Below are 2631 nucleotides of genomic sequence, written 5' to 3'. Positions count from 1 at the left end.
GCTTGTACCGCTCCTCACCGTCCGCGCGAGTCAGCGGGCCGTGCTCGCCCTTGCACCGGGCACGCACCATGAACACCACGACATCGCCGTTGGCGGGCGGGTTCTCGATCGCGGCGGGGGTCATGCCGAAGCTCAGATAGGCCGGGGGCGGCGGCCCGCCGAGTAGATCGTCCGGGATGTTGTCGAGCTCGTTGGTGGTGGGCAGGTCCTCGGGCTGGTCTTTGACGAGCATGTGCGTGGATTCCTTTCGGCGGGTTGGTGATTACTCGGAGTCGGCGGCCAGGGTGGCGTTGTTCAAGATGTCGGTGACCTTGTCGCCGAGGGTCTTGTCGCGGTCCCACTCGTAGAGCTGGTCGCACAGGGTGGCGATCTCGACGTCGGTCAGATCGTTGGTCGACTGAATGTCTGCGCGGCCGATGACGGCCCGGTAGATGATGAGCCGGTCCTCACGGTTGTCCTTGTCGACGTCGGCGCCGGCGAGCAGCTTGAACAGGCGGCGTTCGAGCGCGGCGCGGCGGCTGGATACCTTCCGCGCGGGGGCGGGTTCCGGCTCGGCTGCTGGCGCAACGGGTTCCGGCTCCGAAGTGTCCTGGTCAGCAGGGTCAGACTCCGGGGTGGAGCCCGACGACGGCTCAGCTCCCCGACTCTGCTCGTTACCGCCGTCGTGACCAGTCTCCGGCGCGCCCGCCAGGTAGGTGAGCGCCTCGTCGTCTGTGAGTGCTTCCTCGGCATACGCCTCGGCCGCTTCGATGTCCTCGTTAGGGTCGGGCATCGTGCCGGCGGCCAGGTGCTCCTTCGTGCGGCGCACCGCGGTGGCCCGGGCCGCGTCCTGCGGGACCTCCGGCTCAGGTGTCGGGTCGGGGACCTCGTCGGCCAGAATGTCGTCCGTGGTGAGCACCGCGCCCCGCCCCTTCGGTGCCTGCACCTGCGCCTGGGCGAGCGCCGCGCCGTTGTCCCAGTTCTCCGACTCCAGTTCCTCGCTGGTGTAGCTGATCCCCATCAGCACGTCGGGCGCCATGTCGCGGCAAACCTCGGACTGCGCTTTCGCCTTGAGCATGGCCTGCGGATCGGTCAGATACTTTTCGTTGCCCAGCAGGTTGCCGTTCTTGTTGGTCTTGTACTTGCCGGTTTTCTCGTCGATCATCGGCACATACCCGGCCTTCTTCGCCCGGTCGATCGTCCAGGTGGATTCGTAGACGTCACCGTCGAGGTCGATGCCCTGCACCGTCACCGAGGTATCCGACTGCGCCGTCGTCTTCACCCGGTAACCGCGAGCCTTGAGCAGAGCAACCATCGTGCGGGCCTCCAACGACGGCATGCCGTGAACAGGGACCACCTTCTGCAGCGACTGCAGAGGGTTGAGGCCGAGTTCGGACCCGTACATGATCGCGGCGGCGCCATCTTCAGGTTTGCCGCGGAATCGAGTCGGAACCATCTGCGTCGAGCACACGGCTTTGGCGAGCTGGTAGGCGTCCTGCATCATGGCGGCGTGCTCGCGGAGCATGTGGCGTGCAACCGCGGACGGTGCCTGAGCGGGCGGCAGAATGTCGAGTGACGAGTCCTCGACGGTCGCGATATCGGTTGAAGGCATTGAGGTTTCCTCTCGGGTGGGGGTTATTCGGCGTTGGCGGTTTCGGTTTCTAGCTGGCGGCGCAGCCAGTACGGCATCTGTGCGACGTGGATCTCGTCACTGTGCCCGGGCCACGTGTCGGTCTCCACGCACTGCGCATACAGGTCGATCGCTTCGCGATTCTTCTTGCGGCCCAGCGCGATCCACTCCGGTTCGATCTGGTGCAGCGACACCAGCCATGGCGCGGCCTTCATCTGGACGATGAAGACGAACGCCGGATCGTCGAACCCGTGCTCGATCGCCGCGTCGATGTACCAGGCGGCCTGCTGGTTGTAGCCGTAGTTGGCGATGGCCTTCTCGAACTCGGCCGGCGCGGCGGAGATCGCGGTCTTGTAGTCGACGATGATCTGCCGCCCCTTGCGCTGAGGCAGGTAGTCGAACCTAGCCCGCAACCGCACGCCGGTGGCGTCGTCATGCCAGTACGCGGACACCTCCGCGTCACCATCAGCACTGAGCAGCTTCGCCGCGTACGGATTGGCAAACACCTTGCCCGCCATACGCTGCACGTTGTCCATCTGCGCCTTGGTGATCACCGTCTTGCCCTGGGCTCGGGCATCGGCCTCGGCCTGTTTCCACTTCGCGGTCGCGCTCGGCTTGTCCGCGGGTTTCCCGTCGGCCTTGAGCCCGTGCACCGCCGGGTCGAGCACCTTGAGTTGTGCGCCCTCACCGAGCACGACGTAGTGCGCGGCGTGCCCTTCGTCGTAGTGCTTCTTCGGCTTTGGCGGGTCGATCCGTTCCTGCAGGAACTCGGCCGGCGTCTTGGCCAACAGCAGCCGCGCACCCGACGAGGACAGGCTGTGCGGGTCCGCGTGGTAGACGGTGTCGGGGATGCGCGGGTAGAGGCCGTCGTTGACGGGGACGACGGCGGCCAGGGCGTGACGGCTGCGCATTTCGGCGGTCTGCGGCTGGGCCGGGTCGACACAGCCGCGCATGTCCCGGCAGTAGGCGCACATCCACGCGTTGCAGCACGTCACGAATTGCGGGATCTCGCCGCGCTTTTG

Annotated in this window: 2 protein-coding genes and 1 pseudogene; all 3 read right to left on the bottom strand. The window is 66.3% G+C overall.

Features of this window, described 5'->3' with window-relative positions; all coding sequences use genetic code 11:
- Window positions 1–232, bottom strand: a pseudogene (locus A5733_RS04560) (hypothetical protein); the annotation flags it as partial.
- A 30-nt stretch (window positions 233–262) separates the two neighbouring features.
- The gene (locus A5733_RS04555) at window positions 263–1591 is read right to left on the bottom strand and encodes a hypothetical protein (RefSeq protein WP_076239256.1); all 1329 of its coding nucleotides are present in this window, start codon (window positions 1589–1591) and stop codon (window positions 263–265) included.
- 23 nt (window positions 1592–1614) lie between these two features.
- On the bottom strand, window positions 1615–2520 hold the full coding sequence (locus A5733_RS04550; RefSeq protein ID WP_076239257.1) for a PD-(D/E)XK nuclease-like domain-containing protein: 906 nt from the start codon (window positions 2518–2520) through the stop codon (window positions 1615–1617).
- Between the last annotated feature and the right edge of the window lie 111 nt (window positions 2521–2631).

The organism is Mycobacterium sp. NS-7484, from assembly GCF_001953975.1.
GTDB lineage: Bacteria > Actinomycetota > Actinomycetes > Mycobacteriales > Mycobacteriaceae > Mycobacterium.
Note: the sequence above shows the minus strand (reverse complement) of the source record. Positions and strands in the feature narration are given on the sequence as shown.

Coding starts and splice junctions, on each gene's coding strand:
- A5733_RS04555 (WP_076239256.1), bottom strand. CDS start 1,591: ATGCCTTCAACCGATATCGCGACCGTCGAGGACTCGTCACTCGACATT.
- A5733_RS04550 (WP_076239257.1), bottom strand. CDS start 2,520: ATGCGCAGCCGTCACGCCCTGGCCGCCGTCGTCCCCGTCAACGACGGC.